The 21,373-nt window shown below is 66.0% G+C and carries 18 protein-coding genes; 13 read left to right on the top strand and 5 right to left on the bottom strand.

The window, feature by feature from the left end; genetic code table 11:
- Window positions 1-88: 88 nt before the first annotated feature.
- Window positions 89-970: a terpene synthase family protein gene (locus AB5J62_RS24140; protein ID WP_370942203.1), complete on the top strand. Its 882-nt coding sequence runs from the start codon at window positions 89-91 to the stop codon at window positions 968-970.
- Window positions 971-2,087: 1,117 nt separating this feature from the next.
- On the opposite strand, the gene AB5J62_RS24135 is transcribed toward AB5J62_RS24140, so the two are convergent.
- The gene (locus AB5J62_RS24135) at window positions 2,088-2,540 is read right to left on the bottom strand and encodes an SsgA family sporulation/cell division regulator (protein WP_370942202.1); all 453 of its coding nucleotides are present in this window, start codon (window positions 2,538-2,540) and stop codon (window positions 2,088-2,090) included.
- Between the two features lie 808 nt (window positions 2,541-3,348).
- On the opposite strand from AB5J62_RS24135, the gene AB5J62_RS24130 reads away from it, so the two are divergent.
- Genes AB5J62_RS24130 through AB5J62_RS24120 form a run of 3 tightly spaced genes read left to right on the top strand, consistent with a single transcriptional unit; the run spans window position 3,349 to window position 6,426 of the window.
- On the top strand, window positions 3,349-4,656 hold the full coding sequence (locus AB5J62_RS24130) for an ABC transporter substrate-binding protein (protein WP_370942201.1): 1,308 nt from the start codon (window positions 3,349-3,351) through the stop codon (window positions 4,654-4,656).
- A gap of 16 nt (window positions 4,657-4,672) precedes the next feature.
- Window positions 4,673-5,575 (top strand): carbohydrate ABC transporter permease, encoded by a 903-nt coding sequence (locus AB5J62_RS24125; protein WP_370942200.1) that lies wholly within the window; start codon window positions 4,673-4,675, stop codon window positions 5,573-5,575.
- On the top strand, window positions 5,572-6,426 hold the full coding sequence (locus AB5J62_RS24120; RefSeq protein WP_370942199.1) for a carbohydrate ABC transporter permease: 855 nt from the start codon (window positions 5,572-5,574) through the stop codon (window positions 6,424-6,426). Before AB5J62_RS24125 ends, AB5J62_RS24120 begins: the two co-directional genes overlap by 4 nt.
- Window positions 6,427-6,645: 219 nt before the next feature.
- Here AB5J62_RS24120 and AB5J62_RS24115 read toward each other — a convergent pair whose 3' ends face one another.
- Together AB5J62_RS24115 and AB5J62_RS24110 are read right to left on the bottom strand one after the other, a co-directional pair.
- On the bottom strand, window positions 6,646-8,109 hold the full coding sequence (locus tag AB5J62_RS24115; protein ID WP_370942198.1) for a hypothetical protein: 1,464 nt from the start codon (window positions 8,107-8,109) through the stop codon (window positions 6,646-6,648).
- Between the two features lie 129 nt (window positions 8,110-8,238).
- Window positions 8,239-8,808, bottom strand: a complete 570-nt coding sequence (locus AB5J62_RS24110; protein ID WP_370942197.1) for a DUF3455 domain-containing protein — start codon at window positions 8,806-8,808, stop codon at window positions 8,239-8,241.
- A 454-nt stretch (window positions 8,809-9,262) separates the two neighbouring features.
- Between AB5J62_RS24110 and AB5J62_RS24105 the strand changes: the two genes are divergently transcribed.
- Window positions 9,263-9,424, top strand: a complete 162-nt coding sequence (locus tag AB5J62_RS24105) for a hypothetical protein (protein ID WP_370942196.1) — start codon at window positions 9,263-9,265, stop codon at window positions 9,422-9,424.
- Between the two features lie 704 nt (window positions 9,425-10,128).
- Here the strand turns inward: AB5J62_RS24105 and AB5J62_RS24100 are convergent.
- A complete protein-coding gene (locus tag AB5J62_RS24100; protein ID WP_370942195.1) occupies window positions 10,129-10,677 on the bottom strand; it encodes a pyruvoyl-dependent arginine decarboxylase in 549 nt (182 codons plus the stop codon).
- A gap of 34 nt (window positions 10,678-10,711) precedes the next feature.
- On the bottom strand, window positions 10,712-13,753 hold the full coding sequence (locus AB5J62_RS24095) for an AMP-binding protein (protein WP_370942194.1): 3,042 nt from the start codon (window positions 13,751-13,753) through the stop codon (window positions 10,712-10,714).
- A 512-nt stretch (window positions 13,754-14,265) separates the two neighbouring features.
- Between AB5J62_RS24095 and AB5J62_RS24090 the strand changes: the two genes are divergently transcribed.
- From AB5J62_RS24090 to AB5J62_RS24055, 8 genes are all read left to right on the top strand, one after another.
- On the top strand, window positions 14,266-15,825 hold the full coding sequence (locus AB5J62_RS24090; RefSeq protein ID WP_370942193.1) for a serine hydrolase domain-containing protein: 1,560 nt from the start codon (window positions 14,266-14,268) through the stop codon (window positions 15,823-15,825).
- On the top strand, window positions 15,825-16,925 hold the full coding sequence (locus AB5J62_RS24085) for a Zn-dependent alcohol dehydrogenase (protein ID WP_370942192.1): 1,101 nt from the start codon (window positions 15,825-15,827) through the stop codon (window positions 16,923-16,925). The genes AB5J62_RS24090 and AB5J62_RS24085 overlap by 1 nt, the downstream gene beginning before the upstream one ends.
- 30 nt (window positions 16,926-16,955) lie before the next feature.
- The gene (locus AB5J62_RS24080; RefSeq protein WP_370942191.1) at window positions 16,956-17,714 is read left to right on the top strand and encodes an SDR family NAD(P)-dependent oxidoreductase; all 759 of its coding nucleotides are present in this window, start codon (window positions 16,956-16,958) and stop codon (window positions 17,712-17,714) included.
- A gap of 23 nt (window positions 17,715-17,737) precedes the next feature.
- The gene (locus tag AB5J62_RS24075; RefSeq protein ID WP_370942190.1) at window positions 17,738-18,430 is read left to right on the top strand and encodes a class I SAM-dependent methyltransferase; all 693 of its coding nucleotides are present in this window, start codon (window positions 17,738-17,740) and stop codon (window positions 18,428-18,430) included.
- Between the two features lie 133 nt (window positions 18,431-18,563).
- Window positions 18,564-18,968: a hypothetical protein gene (locus tag AB5J62_RS24070; protein WP_370942189.1), complete on the top strand. Its 405-nt coding sequence runs from the start codon at window positions 18,564-18,566 to the stop codon at window positions 18,966-18,968.
- A 119-nt stretch (window positions 18,969-19,087) separates the two neighbouring features.
- The gene (locus AB5J62_RS24065; protein WP_370942188.1) at window positions 19,088-19,348 is read left to right on the top strand and encodes a hypothetical protein; all 261 of its coding nucleotides are present in this window, start codon (window positions 19,088-19,090) and stop codon (window positions 19,346-19,348) included.
- Window positions 19,349-19,819 (top strand): YbaB/EbfC family nucleoid-associated protein, encoded by a 471-nt coding sequence (locus AB5J62_RS24060; protein WP_370942187.1) that lies wholly within the window; start codon window positions 19,349-19,351, stop codon window positions 19,817-19,819.
- An 87-nt stretch (window positions 19,820-19,906) separates the two neighbouring features.
- On the top strand, window positions 19,907-21,352 hold the full coding sequence (locus AB5J62_RS24055; protein WP_370942186.1) for a metallophosphoesterase: 1,446 nt from the start codon (window positions 19,907-19,909) through the stop codon (window positions 21,350-21,352).
- Window positions 21,353-21,373: the final 21 nt, after the last annotated feature.

Below are 21,373 nucleotides of genomic sequence, written 5' to 3'. Positions count from 1 at the left end.
TAATCGGGCGTTACGCCGATCGGTCATAGTTCTCCATGAGGGATGGTGTGCGCTTGTGGCGTGTGCGTGCTGTACGCATAATCGAACAATGGAGCACAGCGAACTCGCAGTCCTGCGACTTCCTTCGGTTGAGTTGCCCTTTCTCCGCCAGCAGAATCCCAGCGCAAACCAGGTTGCGGACCGTACTCGCGCATGGGCTGACCGCGCACACCTGCTGTCCGATCGGCATATCCGAGCCACAATGACGGGCGATGCATGGCTGCATTTCGCCGCCTATATGTACCCTTTCGCGCACCCCGACCGCCTTGCCGCGATCAACGCGCTCGACCTGGTTATGTTCCTCGACGATGACCAGGCTGACCATGCCTCGGTCATCACTGACTCGTTGCTCGACCTCATGCTGACTGGCCTTGCCACGGGGGAGTTGGCCGAACTCCTGCCTACCCTCGACCGCGGCATGTCGCCCGGTTGGTCTGCGCGCCTGCGGGCCGACCTCGCGGCTTGGGCAGACTCCAACCGCGAAGCCGCGGCCCGCCACGCCACTGGCCCCCTGCCGGTGGCCGACTACATCACCTGGCGTCGTATCTCCGGAACACTGTGGTGGCACTTCGACTTGATCGAGTATGCGCATGAACGTGAGCTACCGCCAGGATTCCGGGAGACGGCGCAGCATCAGGACCTCGTCGAGGCGGCGGCCGACATTGTGTGCTGGACCAACGACCTCCACTCCGCACGCAAGGAACTGGCACGGAACGATCCGAACAATCTTTTGGCGGTCCTGGTCGCGCACCGGCAGATGACGGTGCAGGAAGCGGCCGACGAGTGCGCTGCCTGGATCGCGGAGCGGACGCGGTCATTTGTCGCGCTGCGCGGCGCGCTCCCACGGGAACTGGCATGGTTCGGAGACGCACTAGCCGCTTGGTGCCAGGGGAACCTGGACTTCTGTCGCGCCTCCGGCCGGTATACCTGACGAACCAGCTTCAACGGGTGCTGGGCACCGAATTCATCGTGCACGCCGGCAAGGCGTGGGCGCCGACCGGAGCCGCGCTCGGCCTCACCGGCTTCGATGACCCCCACTACTGTCCGGGCGGCTACCTCGGCACGGTTGCTGGACCTGGAAACCCGGTACCGTGCGGCTCTTCAAGGTTTTCACCCGACGGCCAAGATTGTCGTTCGTGGCGAGGGCCGGTGGGCTGGCGAGCAGCACCGCCACGAGCGCGACGAGGACGGCGCTGACACGGCCCGGTGAGCGCATCCAGAGACCTGACCTTCCCGTGAGGGTCTTTCTCCCCTCGACTGCTGATCTTCGCCAATGTCCGCCAAGTCCGCCACAACGCGCGGGATCGCCGAGGCCCTCACCCGTTCCGGTCACGAGAAATCGGCCGACGCCACTGCCACCTGGCGCAACGTCCCCACGTGCACGCCCTGTTCGACACTGCCATCGCTCGCCGGTGGAACCCACAAGATCACCCGTTTGGGTCGAGCGGACTGTGCCAGCAAGACGATCACCTGCTGGACAGCGCCTCTGAGCGGCGACGACTCAGCGCAAGATCAACTCATGGCGGCTTGGGCTTACCTTGGGCTCACCAGTGCTGCACCCCACCAAGTTGCCTACGGTCGAGGGCGTCTTGATCCCTCCGCCGGAAGGTTGGGGAGGGTTTCCTGCGGCGAACATTGAACACTTTTAAGGGCCCGAAGCCGGTCGCTATGATACCAGCGTTTGCTGGATCTGCGTATTTATGAAACTTATGAGCACTACGAGATGAATCCAGGGCGAAGAGGCCTGCGGTTGAATCGACTGAACTCAGTCGCCACTGTGATTCATCCGGTTGGCAGGTCGTCTCCGTGGGCTTCGTAGCTGGCAGGATCGTCGTTGAGTCTGCCAGCTACGAGCGAACTGGTGGTTTCATTCACGTGGGTGGGCTCGAAAGCCGTCGATCGCCAGGTGGACGCGGCCAAACTGGTCGCGGTCGTGGGATGAATCAGTGCTTTGATTCAAGACGACTCTGGGACGTTTGGTGAGTAATGTGGCGATCGTGGGGAGTGTCGTTCGTCAGCCCCCACGAGTGAGCTTCGGCCCGCACGTGTCAGGCGCCTGACAGAAGTCGATGCAGCGCGAGGTCGTAGTCGATCCAGGACGTCTCCTCGCCCGGAGCGATGATGTTGTAGGCGCAGTCCAGGAACCCGGACAGGTCTTTCGCGTTGGCCAGGTATGAGCCCGAGTCATCCGATGACTTCAGGTCGATCCACGCGGTAAGTCCCTCGGCGCAGGGCCTGATCTGGACGTCGCCCTCGCCGGCGGAGACGAGCAAGCCATGCAACAGCAGCTCGCGAGAGAACAGCCACTCCTGCTTGCCAGAGGCGATGGCGGAGAAGGAAGCCTTGATTTCGAATGGATTTCGCGTGTCGTAGCAGAGTTGCACGTCGAGCGGCTGGTACTGGCCGCTCGAGGATCTGCCGACGACGACGATGTCGTGCAGGTGTACCGCGTGCTCGGCCGGAGTGTGGTTGCTACCTTTCGGGTCCGTGTCATAGGTCATCTCACCACTGTCCGGAGCGAGACTTCATTTCAACTCAATGGTCTCGGGGTTCGAGGTCGCGAGCAGGAGGCGATTCACTCAAACGGACGCTGTTAATACACTTTCGGGCTACGGGCGGAGCAAGTATTTGATGTGCCGAGGCTGGGTGGGTGAATAGCGTTGCGATTTCGACGGACTGCGATTGTATTGCAAAAGTCTTTCACCTTCTGGGCGAAGTGCGTTCCAGCTGCGACTTTCCGGTCGAATCGGCACGTTTCCCGCTGCCGGTACGGACAAGTCGGGAGCGGAGCCCGCGCCGACATCGTCTGAATGGTGTAGGTATGCCGTCTTTGAAGTGAGAGGCGCATTGCTGGTCGGCCGTTGCGGGTTCAGTGCTGTTGCCGAGCGAAGTCGTGCCACCCGTGTAGGTGTGTCTTGTCAACTCGCGAAGGCCATAGCGTATCCAGGTGGTTTCTTTCTCACGGGTCCAGAGTCGCCGTGCGTTGAACCTTCGGTCGCCGGCCGCGAGCCGGATCGAAACCTCGTGGCGATGTCCTGGTCATCCGATGTCACGAAGTCCGCGGTCCTCGCCGAGCGGATCTCCGCCAGGAACAACGAACTTCACCCGAAAACAGCACTCGGTTGACCAGTGAACTCTGGTCGATATGCTCTTCGCGGACCGGTTGAGTGATCGTAAGGCTGTGGTATGGGCGAGTCGGATGCGGAACGCCATCGCGACGTCCGTTCGCCCGTCGACCTGGTGACCGTAGAGCGGTCAGGTGATCAGAATGCGTTGTCCGCCATCCAAACCAGAACACAGGAGGCTTCGATGCCCGGTCGACTGAGTCGCCGCTCCGTGCTCGCCGCAGCACTCGCGCTTCCGCTGGCTGGCTGTTCGGGCGGCGGTAGCACGTCGAGCGGCCCGGTTCGGATCACGTTCTGGTCGGCGTTGCGCGGCAGCCAGCAGGTGGTCGACGCGTTCAACCGCAGCCAGAAGCGAATTCAGGTCGTCTTCCAGCAGATTCCCGGCGGCCAGCAGGTTGGTTACGCGAAGCTGAGCAACGCCGCCCGCGCCGGGAACGCGCCGGATGTCGCGACCCTCGAGTATCCGCAGGTGCCGGGGTTCGCCATCGACGGCGTGACGCGCGATCTCACCGGACTGCTCAGTGATCGGCTCCGCGCGAAGCTGCTGCCGCAGGCGCTGGGGCTCACGACCTTCGGCGGCCGGGTGTTCACTGTGCCGCTCGACGTCGAGCCGATGGTGCTGCACTACCGCACGGATTTGTTCGAGCAGCACGGTTTGCGGGTCCCGCGCACCTGGGACGAGTTCGCCGCGGCGGCACGCGTCGTGCGTGACAAGGTGCCTGGCCGCAGGCTCGCGTTGTTCCCCACCGACGACCCCTTGCAGTTCGCCGCGCATTCGTGGCAGGCGGGCGCGCGCTGGTTCGACACCAGCCAAGGCGCGTGGAATGTCTCGCTGGCCGACGCGCCGACCCGGCGTGTCGCCGAGTTCTGGCAAGGGCTGCTCGACGACGACCTGCTCTTCGCGAACGCGTTTTTGGGCAGGCAGAGCGACGCGCAGATCGGCCAGGGACTCGTCTTCGCCAGGCTCACCGGGGCGTGGGACGCGGGTGCGCAGATGAAGGCGCGCCCCGCGCAGAAAGGCAAGTGGGCCATCGCGCCGCTGCCGCAGTGGGACCCGGCGCATCCGGTCGTCGGCACCCACGGCGGGTCCACCTTCGCGATCACCAAGGACTGCGCGCATCCCGAGGCCGCGATGGAGTTCATCGAATGGCAGGTCTCGAACCCGGACTCGTTGCGCGCCAGGCTGTCCAGCGGTACGAGCAGCCAGTATCCGGCGGTGCCGGCGCTGGTCGACGTCGGCCGCGCCGCGTTCGACCGTGCCTACTATGGCGGTCAGGACATCTACAGCCTCTTCGACGCCGAGGCGGCCAAGATCGGTGATGACTGGACGTGGGGGCCGAGGATGACGGCGACCCAGCGGGTGATGGCGGATGGTTTCGCGCTGGCGGGCGCGGGTGAGGGCACGCTGCTCGACGCGGTCCGCGAAGCCCAGCGCGGCACGATGCCCGATCTCGTGGCACTCGGCCTCGCCACCACCGAGCACAGCTCCTGAAAGGAGGTGATCCCCGATGGCCACATCCGCCACCCGGCGCCGTGAACGCTCCGCCTGCGCCGTGCTCATGGCGCCGTTCTTCGTGCTGCTGTTGGTCGTTTTCCTGATCCCCGTCGGGACGGCCGTCTGGCTGAGTTTCTTCGGCGACGATCAGCCGGGCCTCGGCTTCGGCGAGGAGCGCACGATCTTCGTCGGCCTGCGCAGCTACCTCGCCGTGCTGACCGACCCGACGTTCCTCAATGGACTCGGCACCGTCGCGCTGTATTGCCTGATCTACATTCCCGCGCTGGTGGGCGGCGCGTTGCTGCTGGCGCTGCTGCTCGACTCCGGCGTCGCGCGGCTGCGCGCGTGGGCGCAGCTGGGCCTGTTCCTGCCGCACGCGGTGCCGGGGATCATCGCCGCGATCATCTGGCTGTATCTCTACACGCCAGGCATCAGCCCCGTGATCGACCTGCTGGGCAAGGCCGACATCACGGTCAATTTCCTTGGCGTGCACGGTGTCGTGCCCGCCATCGTGAACATCGCGCTGTGGAGCAACCTCGGCTACAACATGGTGATCTTCTACGCCGCGCTGCAAGCCGTCCCGCGCGAGGTGATCGAGGCCGCGGTGGTCGACGGCGCCGGCCCGGTGCGACTGGCGCTGCGGATCAAGACGCCGCTGGTCAGGGCGTCGCTGGTGATGGTCGCGTTGTTCACGCTGATCTTCGCGCTGCAGTTGTTCACCGAGCCGATGCTGCTCAGCCAGGCCACTCCGATCATCAACTCGCGCTTCTCGCCGAGCATGTACATCTTCGACGCGGCCTTCACCCGCAACAACTACGGGCTGGCCGCGGCCGCTTCGGTGGTGCTGCTGGCCTGCACGATCGCTCTGTCCTATGTGGTCACTCGCTGGACCAACCGTTCGAGGGAGGCCGCGTGAGCACGCTCGCGACGAGACCGAAGATCCTGGGCCGCGCCGCCGTCAACGTCGTGGTCGGCGTCTCGGTGCTGTACACGCTGCTGCCGGTGCTGTGGCTGGTGCTCGCCGCGTCGAAGGACCGCGACGCGTTGTTCGGCAGCGAACTGCTGACCCTGCACGGGTTCTCGCCGATCAAGAACCTGCAGGACCTGTTCGCGATGGACAAGGGCATCTACGGCCGCTGGTACGTCAACAGCCTGCTGTACGCCGTACTCGGCGCCGCGCTGAGCGCGCTGGTGAGCATCGCGGCTGGCTACGCGTTCGACAAATACAGCTTCCGGCACAAGGAAAAGGCGTTCGGGCTGGTGCTGGCCGCGGTCATGGTCCCGCAGACGGTGCTCGCGCTGCCGCTGTACCTGATGGCGTCGGCCGCCGGCGTGGTCAACACGTTCTGGTCGGTGTTCATCCCGGTGTTGTTCAACCCGTTCGGCGTCTATCTCGGGCGGATCTTCAGCCAGGGCTACGTGCCGGACGAGGTGCTGGAGGCCGCGCGGATGGACGGCGCGAGCGAGCTGGCGATGTACTGGAAGGTCGCGCTGCGGATGCTCGGGCCCGGCTTCGTGACGGTCTTCCTGTTCCAGCTGACGGCCATCTGGAACAACTTCTTCCTGCCCATGGTGATGCTGTCCGACCAGAAGCTGTACCCGGTCAGCCTGGGCCTGTACACCTGGAACAGCTCGGCGACCGTGTCACCGGAGTACTACCCGGTCGTGATCATGGGCGCGTTGCTCGCTGTGCTGCCGCTGGTGCTCGCTTTCATTCTGCTGCAACGATTCTGGCGTTCTGGTCTCACCGCGGGAGCTGTCAAATGAGTCCATGCACCGCCGGGGCATCGGAGCCGTGTGTTCCGTCGCGGTAGAGGCACCTGCAATGACGAAGTCGGTCGTAGACCGGCTACGGGGCAACCAGCGAGGCGCCGAACGTGGACTCGCCGGTGGCGAGCGTGGCGTCTGCCATACGAGGGATTTTCCCCGGCACCGCCAGGAACCACGTGGATCCACAGCGACGCAAGGCAGCAGGATCACGGAGCACTAGCGACCTCGGGCCGCTTTCAGTTGGGTGCGTGTCAGAACTGTGCCCGATGGCCACGGACGTTGGAACAGGTTGTGCAGGCCCGGGGGAGTGTTGTCGCTCGAGCTGGCACCTTCCGCGGTGATGTCGACGAGCAGCGCGTTCGCCAGTGCGGCGAGCGCGGAAGGTCCTGCGCCCTCATAACCCCAGAGCAGACCACTGTGATGGTTGTGCGGAGCCGGGAAGAGCCCTCCATCCTGGGTTCGGATCCAGATCGTCTCCTCGAGGATCAACTCGGCCAGCGGGCTGGTGGTGGGCAGACGCTGGAGAGCAATCGCCAAGATCTGCCCGTCACCATCTGGCAGGGCGACGGGGATATCGGTGTCCGGGTCGACCATCGGCCTCGCGGTGCGTTCGACGTCGATGGCGTAGTGGGCGGCAGTGCGCGGTGAGGGCTCTAGCCGGGCCAGGAACTCCGCGCCCGCCTCGGTGCCGCGTGGAATCGACACGGTGTGCGCGTACGGCCACAGCGGTCCGCCGTCCCACGCTCGGATCAGCCGTACACAGTGTTCCGCAAGCCGGTCGCTGCGCCGTAGTACGTCTTGCCAGCCAGCCCGGGCGAGGGTCTCGTCCGGTTCTGGCAAGTCGACGCCCGCGTTCGGCGCGGCTTCTGCGGCCAGCACAATCTGCTTGTCGGTGATGTGGCCACTGGCCAATCGATCTGAGAGGATTTTCAAGTCCGAGCAGTCGGCTGCGTCGGCGCGGTTGCTGATGGCCTGAGCCGTCTGGATCATCGCGCGATGCGTCGTGTGTTCCGGCGGGTAGAGCAGCGCCATCCGCATCAGCGGCTCGATGTCCGAGTCGAGCACGCCTACGTGCCGCACTGGTGGATCACCCGGTTTCCAGCCGACGATGAGTTCCGGGTGGCGCAATCGGTAAGGCCAAAATGGCACCGGCCTGCCGAACACGCGCGCCACGTCGCGCCACTCGATGTCGGTCCGGCCGGTGTCCGGGTGGGCTCCCGGATGCGCCCACACATCGGGGCCGGAACTGCCCCAGCCATGCCCGACGAGCAGGTAGGCGTCCGCAGCGGGCACCCATCGAGCCAGGTCCGCGCCGGTGATCGACCACACGCTGGTCGGCCAGGCCAGTACCACTCTGCCCGAACTGGTTTCCCAGCGCTGCAACACGGCCAGCACCTGTCCGTCGACATGGTCGCTTCGCGCCAGTTCCGCTCCCCGCAGCTGAGCAGGCACCTCAGCGTCAGCCCACCACTCCAGCAGCAGTTCCTTCGGCCGGCGATAGCTGGTCGCCGCGAGCCAACCCCGGACTTCGGGAATCGACCGCCACACTCCTGCGTCGTCCTCGCCGGTGGGTTTGGGCAAGTCGCGCCGCTGCAGCTTGCGCAGTCCACGCTCGTCTATACCGAGCACAGCGCACAGCTCGTCTTCGCTGATTTTCTCGGTGTACCGAGTAGTGCCCATCGTCCGCTCGTCTCCGTAGGCCTGGACCAGCGTGGAATCTGTGCAGAGGCGCGGGTGTTCACCAGGTTTTGTGGCAGGGCGCGCACTTGCGGCGATCGTCGTCCAGCGCCCATCGCGTAGTTCAATAGCTCAGTGGTTGGCCCAGAACTTGTATTCGGCAGTGTATTGAACGCCGATCTGTGACCCGTTTGCGCAGGAGCTGGCGGGGGCTGCGCCACCTGCGGTGTTCAGGCGCTGCACATAGCTGACCGCGCCGAACTGAGTACCAGTGCCACCGGTATTCTCGACCGCCCGCAGCAGCAACTGTGGTATAGATCCTGGTTGATCCACGCTGGCGACTTTTACGGCACCGACCAGCGAGCCGTCCTTGGTGGACTCCCAGCGCGGGTTCGCGGGGCCAGCGAAATGCACTGCCATCGACCAGCCGAGGTTCGTGAGATTTGCAGCAGGCTGGATGAACGTCCACGTAGCGTTCACGCAGCCGTAGATTTGCACTCCGGCGGCTTTGAAGTTGCCCACCAGTTCACTGCCGGCGGGGACCTTGATCGAATCGGGAACTCCGTAATTGCTCATGTTCGGAGCTGTCGGTGCTACAACCTGTGCGGGTTCGAAACCCGCTTTCATGGTCGTTGCAGACGCCGTCACGCCGCCGCTGAGAATCGCCGCGCTCAACGCTGTTGCCACTATGGCTTTCTTCACTTGGTTCCTGCTTTCCCTCAGGCTTATGCCGAGTGTCTTGTAGCAAAGCCCGGGCTCGCGCGTTCTCACTCAAAAGAACGTCTTCGGCTGCTCTGAAATTCGCCACAACGTTGCTGATGTCGCGTCGTGCGACGCCGCGTTCGCGCTTGTTTGAAACTCCCTGGCATGCTCCGTAAGGGTGAATAATTGATCGATCGCGAAACAGTGCTACTTCTGCTCGATGAACGGCAATTCATAGAAGGCTTGCAACGTTGGAAACGTTTCTCATGACATCACATGGCAGCACTCGATGTCGACGGCTTCCAGGTAGGTCTGCGTGTTCGGGCATAATTGGCTGACAAAGGCCCTATCGTATGGGAGGGGACCGTGGTGGATTGGCAAGACCGATGATCGAGCCCGGTGGTGCCCGCCTGCCGCCTGTGGCCTGCGACGTACCTCAGAGCACAACGTGTCGGTGCTTCCGCTGCTGACCTACGTCGCGGAACGAGGTGAGGTGCTCACATCCGAGGAGTTCGACGACGCGTCGGGACAGCTCGACAGGGTCGACGGTCCGGCACTTCTCTCGCGGCTGGATGGTTGCTCACTGGTCACGCTCGGAAGCTTTGAGCACGATTGAGAAGATCCGGCGAGTCCGCAGCGACATCACGGAAACCGCGACGCCCAGTGACTGTCAATGGCCAGGTTTCCGTGTGCTGGCGTCATTGGCCACGTCGGCGTAATAGATCGAATGCTGTGTGCTTGCCGCTGAGCTGATCGACGTTCTGTTTCCTCACTTGTCGGCCGTCCGCGTCGACTGGGGCGCTCGGTCCGGCGCGACTGTCGCGTTACGTGCCAAGCCGACCACGCCGTCAGCGACGTGTCCACGCCGCGGGACCAAGTCGGCGCGGGTACGCAGCCGTTACGAGCGCAACAGCGGATCTTTGCCGAGCAGGTCGGGGTCTGACCGTCCGCTATGGACGGCGCAGCGTGCAACTGCGGGACGTGTTGCGGCTCATTCGCGTTTTGCCTGAACGGAAATCGGGCCACTGCAAGTGATCGGGGTCGATGATCTGCCGGGACCGCGCCGGTTATTTCGCTGATGGCGCCCGGCGCGGCGCCCCGAGCGCCATCCAGGTTGCCGACAGATGGCAGCTGCCGGCCACCCTGTCCGCGGCGGTCGAACGTGTGCTCGGCCGCGACAAGGCTTGCCTGCGAGAAGAATCCGTCGAGGAGGACCCAGCACCGTCGACGCCGGATCCTGAATCAGAGGAAGGCCCATTCGCCCGTCGGCCACCTCGTCTGGGCGAACACTCGGGTTCGGGTGGTGTAGTCGCGGTGGACTCAGTCGACGGGGATGGCCCGGTCGGCGAAGTAGGGCATGAGGTCATCGTCGACGAAGCAGCAGGCGGCCATGGTGCATGTCCAGGCTTCGTCGGTGGTGTCGGCGGTGGCGGTGGCTGCGGCGTGGTGGAAGGCGTAGGTGTCGGTGCGGCGGAGCTTGCGCATGCCTTCCATGATCATGAGTTCGAGGTCGCGGACGCAGTTGTCGGCTGTTCCGTCGGTCTGCTCGTTGATGAAGATCACTCCGCTTCGGTCGGGGAGGTCGCTGACACCGACGCCGACGGCGGCCGACACCTGCTGGCCGGTGCGGTTGGTGGCTCGGACGGCGTAGACGGTGGGCAGCATCTGGCCCTGGCCGTCGATGGGTTCGGTACGCCGCGGGGGTGGGATGTGGAGTACGGGCACGGTCGGGGGGACGATGCTGGTGACGCGGATCAGGTTGAAGTCGGCGATTGCCGCGGCTCGTAGGGCGGCGTCGAAGGCGACGATCTCGCTCGATCCGGTGCCGACGCCTGCGGTGAGCACGACCGCGCGGGTGTTGAACCACATGAGTTGTCTCCGTAACGGTGTCGTGGGAACACGGTCAGTCGTGGAGCGGGCCGGGTGAGGTTGGACCGAACTGGTCCATGAGCGAGCGGTGAACGGCGAGGGCGGTGCGGTCGGCCACGACCCGGGGGTCGTACTCCAGTACGCCCGTGGCACCGTCGGGGCCGGGCCAGAGTTCGAGGGTGAGGTCGAACATCGGCGCGAGTGCGCCGCAGTTGAAGTCCTCGCCCTTGACGCCCGGTAGCTGCCATACGGGTGTCTCCAGGTTCTGCCATACCAGCAGCACTTGCAGGTACGGGGGTCGGTACCGGGGATTCACGGCGAGTTGCGCGAGACGGTCGGTGATGGTGACGTGGCGCTGCCGGTACGCGTGTCGCCACGCGTCGCGGGTGCCGGCGAGTCCACTGTCGACTGTGTGTCGGTCGAATGGAACGGGGAGAAGCCGGACGAAGTTGCCGAGGACGTCGACGGTGCTGGCGTCGTTGCGGCCGCTGTCGGTCATGCCGATGCGGAAGCTGCTGCCGTCGATGGTGCTCAGTATCGATCGGGCGAACGCGTGCAGCGCCGCTACTGCTGGTGTGGTGGCGGCAGCACGGGCGGTGGTGGTGAGTTCGGTGAGGTCGGCCGCGGTCAGCCTGACCGGCAGGGTCGCGTAGTCGGGCGTCGGTCCGTGCGGGGCCGGCCAGCTGATCGGGCCTGCCGCGGCGAGCCGTGCCGACCAGCTGTCCGGTGGCCGGGCGCCGCCGTCGCGGTCACTGTCGTCGACTGGGCGGCGCTCGGTGAGCGGTTCGTCGCGTAACGCGCGGCAGAGCTGGTCGACCAGCACCGCGTTGCTGTGTCCGTCGAGGTTGCTGTGGTGTGCGCCCAGGACGAGCAGGAGCCCGTCGGGTTCCGGCACGATCCGAGCAGCGACGATCGGGCCGGCATCGAGTCGTACCGCGCGCATCGCTTCGGCGGCGACGACGTCCATCTCGTCGAGGTCGTGGCGGTTGGGCCGGGCCGGCAGCACGCGCACCTGCACGGCGGTGTTCACCGGGAGGAGCCGGGCCCGGACGGTGCCGTCGATGACCGCGACAGCGGTGCGCATCGCCTGCTGCGCTGCGGCGACTCGGAGCAGCGCGTCGTGTACCGCCGCGGGAGCGACCGGGCCGGTCATCCGGAACGCGAACGAGACCAGGCTCGCTGCCGCACGGTGCTCGGCGACCATGCCGGTCAGCCACTGGGATTCCGTATCGGTCGCAGGTCTCTGACCGGTGTCGTTCGCGCTGTCCGAACGGGAAGGTTCGGTGAGCGCCGCGCAGATGCCGGCCGGGGTTCGGTGTTGCAGAACCATCGCCGCCGTCAACGGACGGCCGAGGCGTATGGTCGCGCGTACGGCCAGTCTCAACGCGCCGAGCGAGTCGAGACCGGCGGCGATCAGGTCGGTCGAGGCGTCCACCTGCCCGGCCGTGATCAGCTCGGCGGCGAGTGCCACCAGCGGGCCGGTGGTGGCCGGGTCGGCGGGTTGCCGATCGCCTTGAGTGGCGGCGTCGCCGGACACCGAGGCCGCGAGGGCGGCTCGGTCGAGCTTTCCGGTTGCCGTGAGGGGGATCTCGTCCACGACGACGATCCGTCCCGGCAGCAGATACGCCGGAAGCCGGGCACCCAACCGATGGGTGAGCGCGTCTGTGCCGGGGAAACCGTCGGCTGGCACGACGAAGGCCGTCAGCGTGTGATCGATCATCTCGACGTGGCAGGCAGCCACACCACCTCGTGACGCATCGGATTCGTCTGCGGCGGGATCCTCGATCGCGCGTTCCACCTCCGTGGGATCCACTCGATGCCCGCGCAGCTTGATCTGGCGGTCGAGTCGGCCACGGAAGGCCAGCGTCGCGTCGTCGTTCCACGAGCCCAAGTCGCCGGTTCGGTAGAAGCGACGCACACCGTCCTTAGTAGACAACAATGGGAACGGGTCGGTCTCGCCGGGGCCGAAGGAGTTCGCGTAGCCGGTGGCGAGTCCGTCACCGGCGATCGCGATCTCGCCGACATCGGCCGGCCGGCCGTGCACTGGCAACAGTCGGATCTCCGTGCCCGGCACCGGTGAGCCGATCGGCACCCCGTGCGGCCGGTCTGGGTCGGCCGGGGTAACGGTGTGCGCGGTGGCGTGGACGCTGGTCTCCACGGGTCCGTAGGCGTTGACCAGACGAACGTCGGGGAAGCGTTCGAGGAACCGGCGGGCGTGCCGCGGGGACATGCGTTCGCCGCCGATGCTGAGTTCCCTCATTCCGTCGAAACAGTCGAGATCCTCGTCGACCAGTACGTGGAACAACGACGCCGTCACCAGAGCGACGGTGACGCCCTCGTCGCGAATCCCGCGCCGAATCGTGGCTGGGTCCAGAACATCGTGTTCGACAATCACGCAACGGCCGCCGTGCACCAACGGAAACCACAGCTCCATCGTGAATGCGTCCCACGACGGCGGAGCCGCGACCAACATCACCGGTACACCGAAATCGAGACTCGGGTGCCCTGGGGCCAGGATCGAACGCAGAACGGCCCTGTGCGGCGATATCGACGCCTTGGGGTGGCCTGAGCTCCCAGACGTGTAATAGACGCAGAACGGATCATCCAACCGGTCCGCGTCCGCGAGCAGTTCGGTCTCCGACCTGAGCGACTCGACCGCAGACCGCTCGACGTCCGGTAGGGAAACGGAGTCACGTCCGCTCGTGTCGGCATCGATCACCGTGGTCGCGGATACCTCCGCCAGGACCTCCTCGATCCGCGTATCCGGCCACCGAGGATCCACCACCACGTAGGCGTTGCCCGACAGCAGCACTCCCAGCAGCAGCACCGGAAGGCGCAGGCTTCGCCGGCCCCGCACCGCGACGACCGATGGTGAGACCACCCCGGCGGCACGCAGCCGAGCAGCCACGACGTAAGCCTGGTCGACCAAGGCGCTGTAGGTCAGTGCGTTGTCGCCGAGGAGCACGGCAACCGCTGCCGGCGTCCTGTGTGCCTGACGAACGACCAGTTCCGGCAGCCACCTGCTCACGTAGTTCACCGGTGGGCCGACTCGGCTCACCTCCAGATCTTCGCTCACCGTCGATTCCCCGCGATCGTCCCGTGGCTGCTGCCCTGTCCAGCTTGATCCCAACGTCTCCGTAGTCGCAATCGGCCGAACTCACTACCTCGCAACAGTTCCTGCTCACTCGCCTGGCGGCTGCGGCATTCGCCCAGGCACACCAGGGTGATGATCGAGTGCGCTGTCCGGGTGAAGAACCGGTCTTCCATCCCCTCTGATCAACCCGGGAGCGCCGGCGCGGTTGTCCGAAGTAGACGGACACAGTATACTGGCCAGTGTCCATCATGGACCGGAGGTGCCGGCCGGAGATCATCCGCCTGTCGGCGCACCCGTGCTCGGCCGTCAGTGCGGGAGAGACGACATTCACCTGAATGTGTCGGCACTACGTGTTCCAGTGGACGTCGGTGGGGCGGCAGCCGTTGGGGTGTTGCAGCCAGCCGGGGTCGCGTATGAACGGCCGATTGCGGTTACCGGCCGGGACGATCCACGATCGAACGTGGAGTTGATGTTGTCGAGCAGCCGGGGTCGTCATGCCTGTTGATGCCGTGGAGCCTGTCGGCGCCGACCTGTCGACATTGGCCGAGGCGTTGGACGCGTTCGTGCCGGCTGTATTGGCGGCCACGGGTGTGCCGGGTGCGACGGTGGCAGTGGTGAACCGAACAGGGGACAGTCACACGGCTGCCTTCGGCCACGCAGACCTTGCCGCTGGCAGGCGGATGCAACCCGACGACGTGCTGGCTGCCGGGTCGATGTCGAAGATCTACGTCGCACTCGCGGTGATGACGATGCAGCAACGTGGCCTGCTGGACATCGACCGTCCCGTGCGTGACTACCTACCGGACCTTCGGATCGTGAATCCGCTGGGCGACACTCCGGTCACGGCATATCACCTACTGACCCATCAGAGTGGCCTGGGCACCGACACGTTCGACGGCGGCCTGCGCCCACCGGCCCCACTGGGCGATTACCTGGCCCGGCGCTACGACAGCGGGCATCGACCTGAGTACGGCGGTGTCGGTGCACTGTGGACCTCGCCCGTCGGACGGTACCGCTACTCGACACTGGGCTACGGCACACTCGGCCACTTGGTCGCTTTTCTGGACCCGGACGGACTGTCCTATGCCGACCATGTGGCCGAACGCATCATCGCGCCCATGGGGCTGGACTCCAGCGCCGTTCCGGCGCACCACACGGGCGTCATCGCGCCGCCGTCGCTGGCCGGGCGGATGCCGGTCGGTTACCAGCAGTTCGGCCGTTGGTGCGTGCCGACGCCCCACCTTTACTCGGGTCTGTACCCCGCCGGTGCGCTGATCACGACCGCGCTTGACCAGGCACGACTGGTGGCGGCCTTCCTCGATCCGGCGGACTCGGCGCCGGTGGTCACGCCCTCGATCGCGCACTTGATGCGCGAGCCGCACCTAGCCGCGGCCGGCCCTGGCGAACCACCGGGGCTGTACCAGGGGATCGGTCTTGAGGTTCACCATCCGGAAAGCCGTTGGGGACACATCGGCCATGCCGGCGCGCACCCGTTCGGCTGGTGGGGTGACTCGCGCGCCTATCCCGCGCTCGGATATGGCTGTGCCGTCCTCACCAACGGCCGCGACATGATCCGATACTTCAATCCACCGGAACGATCAGCGAGTGACCTGATTCTGGACTTCGTGCGACGCCACGTCGCCGGCGAGGCCACCGCAGAACGAGTCGCCACCCACTCCGCGGTCAATTCCGCACGGACAATGGGACTGTTGATGGTCGAACGAGTTCGCGGTTTGGTCGGCGACGCGACAACGCTGTCGCAGGAACAGATCGCCGACATCGCCGCAGGGACACGCCGGATGCCGGACCTGGCATTCGACTCGTTCGATCCCGGCGAATTCACCCGCGGAGCCGAGCAGATGAACGGTATCCCCGCGACACCCGAGGCGATCCGCGCATTGCTGGCCGACCCGTCCACCGCGGGCGGAACCAACACGTTGAATCTGCTCGCACTCGCCTGGGGCGCCAGCAGACCGGCCTTTCCGGCACCACACCGCTACTGGGCGGACAGAGCAGAAGAGAACACGGACATGAGCGCGGATTCGGACGACTGATGGAGCCGGACATCGTGCGGGCGGCAGTGGCGACGCAGCGCGGCGTTCCGCTGCAAGTGACCGGAGTCGAGATCTTCGAACCAGGTCCGGGCCAGGTCCGGGTCGAGATCGCGGCGGCGGGAGTCTGCCACTCGGACATGTCCCTGCTCGACGACGACAGCGAACTGGGACAACAGCTTCCTGCTGTGTTGGGACACGAGGGCGCCGGTGTGGTCACGGACGTCGGCCCAGGGGTGACCAGAGTCGTCCCCGGCGATCACGTGATCCTCAACTGGCTACCGTCGTGCGGACGATGCTGGTTCTGCTCGCACGCCCAGCCCTACCTGTGCGAGTCGGGCGTCCCCGCTATTCCGACACCGTATGCACGGCTGGCCGACGGGACCGCGGTGTTCCCCGGTGTGGACACCGCGACGTTCGCCGAGGCGACGGTCGTGGGGGAGCGGTCCGTGGTGGCCATCCCGGCCGATGTGCCGATGTCGCACGCCGCCGTACTGGGTTGTGCCGTGCTCACCGGTGCGGGAGCCGTCCTCAACACCGCAAACGTCCGACCAGGACAGTCCGTCGCCGTGATCGGACTCGGCGGAGTGGGCCTGTCCGCGCTCCAGGCCGCGACAACCGCCGGCGCCGGCCCGGTCGTCGCCATCGACGTCGCCGAATCCAAACGAGACCTCGCCAGGGCCAACGGCGCAACGGACTTCGTCCTCGCCGGACCGGAGTGTGCCGACGCGGTTCGGGACCTGATCGGCGGACGCGGAGCCGATGTCACGATCGAGTGCGTGGGCCGACCGGACTCGATACGAACAGCCTGGAGCGTGACCCGACGCGGCGGCACGACGGTCGTCGTCGGCATCGGATCCGACACTGACCAGGTCGAGTTCGAGGCGGTCGACCTCGTCTGGTCCGGCCGCAGTCTGCGCGGCTGCGTGTATGGCAGCAGTAACCCCGATGTCGACGTGCCGACACTGCTCGGCCTCGCCGCCGACGGCAGGCTGAACCTCGACGCGCTGATCACCGCCGAGACTGATCTGCACGGCATTGACGACGCCTTCGCCGCGATGCGCCACGGCATCGGCGGGCGCACCGTCGTCCGACTTCGCTGACACGGCTGCGATCCACCCGGAAGGAGCAGAATGTCCCTGCAGGGCAGGAAAATCCTGGTGACCGGCGCGTCAACGGGAATCGGCGCCGCGACGGCCGAAACGTTGGTCAACGCTGGAGCGGTCGTCGTGGGGACCTACCGCACCGGAGAGCCCCACCCCACTCGACTGGTGACCGCCGGGGTCGAGGTCATGATTCCGGTCGACTTCACCGACAGGCCCGCGGTCGACGCCGCACTATCCACTGTGGCCGAACACGGACCGTTCGACGGTATCGTGAACAACGCGGGCACCTTCGAATCCGAGACCTGGGACGAGCTCACCCTGCAATCCTGGGACCGGGTTCTCGACGTCAACTTACGCGCGGTACTGGCGGTGACCAAGGCCCTCACGCCGTCCATGGCCAGCGGCGGCTCGATCGTCAACATCTCCAGCATCGAGGCACGAATCGGCTCGTACTCCTACATCTCCTACTCCGCAAGCAAAGCAGCGCTGATCAGCCTGACCAGAAGCCTCGCCGTCGTGCTGGGCAGCAGAGGAATCCGAGTCAACTCCATCTCGCCCGGCTGGATCGACACTGGCCTACCCGCCGAGGACGCACGCGACGCGATCGCCCTGACCCCACTCGGCAGAACCGGCGAGCCCCACGACGTAGCCGACCTGATCATGTTCTTGCTCAGCGACAACGCGTCGTTCATCACCGGTGCCAACCACGTCATCGATGGCGGCTACACCCAGGTGGACGCCATCCTTAACAGAGAACTTCATGGAGCCTGGCCAACTGATCGTTGACATCCACCCCGGAAGGAGACGCTGTGAGCCCTGTCGGAAGCGGCACCTCATCGGATGGGGGCGCGGTCGCCCCGGACGGCAGCCCCGTCACGCTCTACCGGCAGCTGCCACCCGGCCCCGAACCGGACCTCGTCCACGACGCGATACCAGCAGGCGCCGCCGTGCTGGAACTCGGTTGCGGCGCCGGACGGGTGACCCACGCCCTGATCGAACTCGGCCACGACGTCGTCGCCGTCGACCAGAGCGAGGAGATGCTGCGCACAGTGACCGGCGCGACCCGCGTCCACAGCGACATCGAAACCCTGGACCTCGACCGCCGATTCCCCGCGGTCCTCCTGCTCAGCTTCCTCGTCGACAGTTCGGCCTACGGCCAGAGTGCAGCATTCCTCGACACCTGCCGGCGACACGTAGCCGACGACGGCGTCGTGATCGTGCAACGAACCTCACCCGAATGGGCTGCCACGGTGCGCGCCGGCCAGTCCTATCCCTGGGGCGAATTCACCGTCGAGATCCATTCGGCCGACTACACCGATGGCCTGCTCAGCGTGTCACTGGAGTACCACAACGCCAGCGGCGCCACCTGGACCCACACCTGGCGTGACCACGTGCACAGCGACGACGAGTTCATCCAACAGGCATCCGCCCGCGGACTGCACCACCAACGCTGGCTGGACGACGACCACGAATGGGCGCTGCTCCAGCCCCGCAATCGGTGACGGTGACAGTCAGGCCAGCCCGATGAGCAGCGCACAGTCCCGCCGATGTCCCATCGCCGTACAGGAGGCGCGAGGTTACCGGTCGGTCTGACTATCACGGTGGAATCGTGATGGTCAGCGCGCTACTGCGGCGTTGTGGACCAGTCATGCCTGTCAGTCCACGGCTCTGCCGCCCTACGACGTCGGCACGGGCGCCTACACCGATGATCTCGTTTACTGGGAGACCGCGCTCGACCGGTACGAGCCGGGCCGGGTGCTGGAGCTCGTCTCGGGTACCGGCCGCATCTCCATCCCGCTCATCACCAGTGGGAAGAAGCTTCGGTCCGATTTCCGCTACACCGGACTGGACATCGTCGGTCCGGCCACCGCAGTGCTGATCTGCACCAGCCTCGGCACCGAGACCGCGATGGACGCCATGGGGTTCTCGGTAGCGCTGATCGGCGCGTCGCTCTACTTGGTCAACCCGGCGATCAAAGCCGACCACGAACCACATGGACACGGCACCGAAACACGGCCACCGATAGGAGAGTGGCCGTAGGACGTCGGGAAGCGTCCAGGTGTGACAGGTCGTGACGAGTCGCAAACTGCAGCTCAGCCAGGGGACAGCCGTCGTTTTCTCAGGTCATCGGACCGGTGGATAAGTAGCACACGAACTTCATGAAGAGCGTCGGCAAGATCCGCGACGCCGCGGCCGACGCGGCGAGCACCCTCGCCGACCGCATCGGCAACGACATGAAGGACATGCCGAGGATCCCGCCGCCGCCGGATGTCAGCCCCGGCGACACCTTCGACCCGTCGAAGTTCGAGACCGATCGGACGTCCAAGGAGACCGAGAAGCGCGTGCGTGACGGGAACGTCGACATCGCGCCGGACGGCCGGACCCACAGTGGGCCGACGGAACTGGGGACGCTGGACTAGATGACGGACCAGCGCGACCCCGCGCCGTCGCCGAAGCCGGATCGCGCGGCCATGGTCGCCGCGCTTTCCGCGCTCTCGGTGGACTCGGCGTCCCCGGACGGCGCGGTCGCCGTCTCGGTCAACACCGACGGTGTCATGACCAGCTTGCGGCTTTCCGACGCGATCCGGCGGTTGTCGCCGGACGAGATCGCCGATCTCGTGGTGCGCACCTACGTTGACGCGCAACGGAAGTCGGCCGAACGCAGCGCGGAGCTGATGCGCCCGCTCGGCAACGCGGGCTACCTGGCCGACCGGCTGCGCTGGCGCCTCCAATTCGAGCCGACGCCGCAGGCCGTCGAACGCCGCGCGCCTGTCGACAAGGCGATCCTCCGTGACCGGTCGGCCGACGACCCGCCTCGGCCGTCGAACACGGTGCCCGAGACGGACGACGAGTGGTACGACAAGGGCATGCGGTTCGACCCGGCATGGTGACCGGTTGGTGCCGATTCGATATCCGTCGGTAACCACGCGAGCCGTTCCGACGACTCCTTCACACGTGGGTGTGAAAGGGTGGCGGTGATGAACTCTTCACGGGATTCGGACGAAGGCGCCGGCTGGTACAGCAAGGCGCCGGGTAACTGGAAGCTCGACGTCCCGGCGGGCGCGCGGCCGAATTCGTGGCTGCGGCCGAAGACGCTGTGGCAGTCGCGCAACGACATCATCGCCAAGTGGATCGACCCGGTCGACGCCGCGCGCAAGCGCTGGGTCGAACTCGCGAAACCGGGGAGCGGCGACTTCGTCGTCGACCGCGGCACGGACACCGAGTTCTCGATGCTGGTCGTCGGCGACACCGGCGAAGGCGACGATTCGCAGTACGCCGTCGTGCCGGCGCTGCGGGCTCAGCAGGCCGTCGACTTCGCCGTGATCTGCAGCGATGTCATTTATCCGACCGGGGATCTTGGCGATTATCGCGACAAGTTCTATCACCCGTACCGCGAGCTGGAATGGCCGTTTTACGCCATTCCCGGCAACCACGACTGGTACGACGGGCTACGCGGGTTCATGCGGGTCTTCTGCGGGCTTTCCGACGACGGCCAGAAGCTCGACTTCGGCAAGGGCGTGCGTGCGTGGTTCGCCAGGAAACTCTGGCGGGTCAACGGCAAGGTGACCGCCGAGCAGCTCGAAGAAGCCCAGCGGCTGCGGTCGAAACCGCGGCAGCAGGGCACGCAGCCCGCGCCGTACTTCGTGATCGACAAGGGCCCGGTCCGGTTCGTCTGCATCGACACCGGCATCAGCGGCCTCATCGACGACGAGCAGCGCGCCTGGCTGGAGCGTGTCTCGCTGGAGAACGACCGCCCGAAGATACTGCTCACCGGCAAGCCGATCTACGTGAATGGCAGGTACCGGCCAGGCGGCGTCGACGACATCGTCCGCCACCCCCGGGCGAACTACGTGCTCGCCATCGGCGGCGACACCCACAACTATCAGCGCTATCCGGTCGAGGTCGGCGATCGCGTGATCCAGTACGTGGTCAGCGGCGGCGGTGGCGCGTACCTGCACGCCACCCACTGGATCCCCGAGGTGAACGTCGACGGCGTGACCGAGGAGGAGTTCAAATGCTATCCGCTGCGCCGTGACTCGCTCGCCCGGTTCTCGGAGATCATCGACCGCAAGCTGCTGTTCGGCCTCGGCCTCGCCGTCGTCAAGCCTGGTCAGGCGGCCGCGTACTTCGAGCGGCACCGGGGCATCAACGCGCAGGCGGGCCGCAAGAGCGACGCGAAACTCCGGCACTCCCAGCGGCTGAAGGCCCGCGCGCTCGCCCGCATCCGCTTCGGGCACCTCTTCCACCGCTACGGCTCCGAGCTCTTCGACTTCAACGAGCCGCCGATGTTCAAGCACTTCCTCCGGCTGGACGTCCGCGCCGACGGCCTGACCATGACCTGCGTCGGCGTGACCGGCAGCGCCGACACCGAGGGCACGCCGAGCATGGAAGACAAGACAGAGGTGCCGTTCCCGCCCCGGTGACCCCTGGGTCGAGGTGGGTTC

It is taken from the genome of Amycolatopsis sp. cg5 (assembly GCF_041346955.1).
Classification (GTDB): Bacteria; Actinomycetota; Actinomycetes; order Mycobacteriales; family Pseudonocardiaceae; genus Amycolatopsis.
This window is presented reverse-complemented; position numbering and strand designations above follow the sequence as displayed.

Coding starts and splice junctions, on each gene's coding strand:
- AB5J62_RS24140 (WP_370942203.1), top strand. CDS start 89: ATGGAGCACAGCGAACTCGCAGTCCTGCGACTTCCTTCGGTTGAGTTG.
- AB5J62_RS24135 (WP_370942202.1), bottom strand. CDS start 2,540: ATGACCTATGACACGGACCCGAAAGGTAGCAACCACACTCCGGCCGAG.
- AB5J62_RS24130 (WP_370942201.1), top strand. CDS start 3,349: ATGCCCGGTCGACTGAGTCGCCGCTCCGTGCTCGCCGCAGCACTCGCG.
- AB5J62_RS24125 (WP_370942200.1), top strand. CDS start 4,673: ATGGCCACATCCGCCACCCGGCGCCGTGAACGCTCCGCCTGCGCCGTG.
- AB5J62_RS24115 (WP_370942198.1), bottom strand. CDS start 8,109: ATGGGCACTACTCGGTACACCGAGAAAATCAGCGAAGACGAGCTGTGC.
- AB5J62_RS24100 (WP_370942195.1), bottom strand. CDS start 10,677: ATGTGGTTCAACACCCGCGCGGTCGTGCTCACCGCAGGCGTCGGCACC.
- AB5J62_RS24090 (WP_370942193.1), top strand. CDS start 14,266: ATGCCTGTTGATGCCGTGGAGCCTGTCGGCGCCGACCTGTCGACATTG.
- AB5J62_RS24085 (WP_370942192.1), top strand. CDS start 15,825: ATGGAGCCGGACATCGTGCGGGCGGCAGTGGCGACGCAGCGCGGCGTT.
- AB5J62_RS24080 (WP_370942191.1), top strand. CDS start 16,956: ATGTCCCTGCAGGGCAGGAAAATCCTGGTGACCGGCGCGTCAACGGGA.
- AB5J62_RS24065 (WP_370942188.1), top strand. CDS start 19,088: ATGAAGAGCGTCGGCAAGATCCGCGACGCCGCGGCCGACGCGGCGAGC.
- AB5J62_RS24060 (WP_370942187.1), top strand. CDS start 19,349: ATGACGGACCAGCGCGACCCCGCGCCGTCGCCGAAGCCGGATCGCGCG.
- AB5J62_RS24055 (WP_370942186.1), top strand. CDS start 19,907: ATGAACTCTTCACGGGATTCGGACGAAGGCGCCGGCTGGTACAGCAAG.